The following is a 1307-nucleotide window of genomic DNA, read 5'->3' on the forward strand; positions in this document are numbered from 1 at the left end:
TGTCACTGCCGGTGATAAAATACCCAATAACGCCGTTTTAAAATTCCCCATTTATCAAGGATAATCGACATATACCACGTTGCAGAGGAGTATGTGTCGATGTTGAAAATGGAGGAATTTTTTATGATTCGGGAACTGCACCAAAAGGGATGGTCGTTAACGGCCATTGCCGAAGAGACCGGCTTTGACCGGAAAACCATTCGGAAATACATAAATGCCGAAAAGCTCCCTCGGAGCTCCAAGCGAACGAAACGGGCAAGTAAATTAGATCCGTATAAACCCTACTTACTTCAACGGATTCAGGAAGGCACTACCAATTGTGTGGTGTTGCTCGAGGAGATCCGGGCGCAAGGGTTCGACGGGAAAAGTACGATCTTGAAAGATTTTGTGCAGCCGCATCGGGAACAGCCGAAGAAACAGGCCACCCGGCGCTTTGAGACGCCACCAGGTCAACAGGCACAGATGGATTGGGCAGAAGTCGGTTTATACGAAGTCGATGGACGCCTTCAAAAAATCTATGCGTTTTTGATGGTGCTGGGGTATTCGCGAATGAAGTACATCGAATTTACAACGGACATGAAATTGGAGACCTTGATGAAATGCCACATGAATGCCTTTGCCTATTTCAATGGCATTCCGAATCAAGTTCTCTACGACAATATGAAAACGGTTGTCATCCGGCATACACCGGTAGAAATCCGCTTCAACCAAAAGTTTGAAGACTTTCTCGCTTACTACGGCGTGACACCCAAAGCGTGCAAACCCTACCGCCCCCAAACGAAAGGCAAAGTTGAACGAACGGTCGATTACATGAAGCGAAACTTCTTTCAGCGCCGGCACGAACCCACGCTTGAAGCATTGAACCAGGACATGCGCAACTGGCTGGATGGGACCGCGAACAGGAAAAAGAATGAAACGACCCAGGAACCGCCGGTTCAGCGCTGGCAAAAGGAACAATCTTTTCTGCAGGCTTGGGGGACGAAGGAGTTGTTCCCGACCACGCATTGGGAAATGCGCGAAGTCAGTCGCGACTGTTTCATCTCCTACTTGGGCAATAAGTATTCCGTTCCCTTTCGGTATGCCGGTCATCAAGTGAAAATCAAGGTGACGCTGGAGAAGCAATTGGAGATTTTTGATGAAGTGGAATGCATCGCGCAACACCCGATTCTTTCCGGTGAAACACGTGTCCACGTCCGTTTTGAACATTACGAGGGAATGCAGGAGGCAAAAGAAAAAGAGCGAAAACCACAGAATCCCATCGGTTTGGCGACCCAGGATTCAACCGTTTCCACTCCTTACGTTGAAGC

The 1307-nt window shown here is 48.4% G+C and carries 1 protein-coding gene; it reads left to right on the top strand.

Going from position 1 to position 1307, the window contains the following annotated elements; all coding sequences use genetic code 11:
- Positions 1-99: 99 nt before the first annotated feature.
- Positions 100-1307: IS21 family transposase (istA, locus tag DP120_RS18235; RefSeq protein ID WP_112225107.1), on the top strand; the 1208-nt coding region annotated here is incomplete at its 3' end.

The organism is Planococcus halotolerans, assembly GCF_003289955.1.
GTDB classification, from domain to species: domain Bacteria; phylum Bacillota; class Bacilli; order Bacillales_A; family Planococcaceae; genus Planococcus; species Planococcus halotolerans.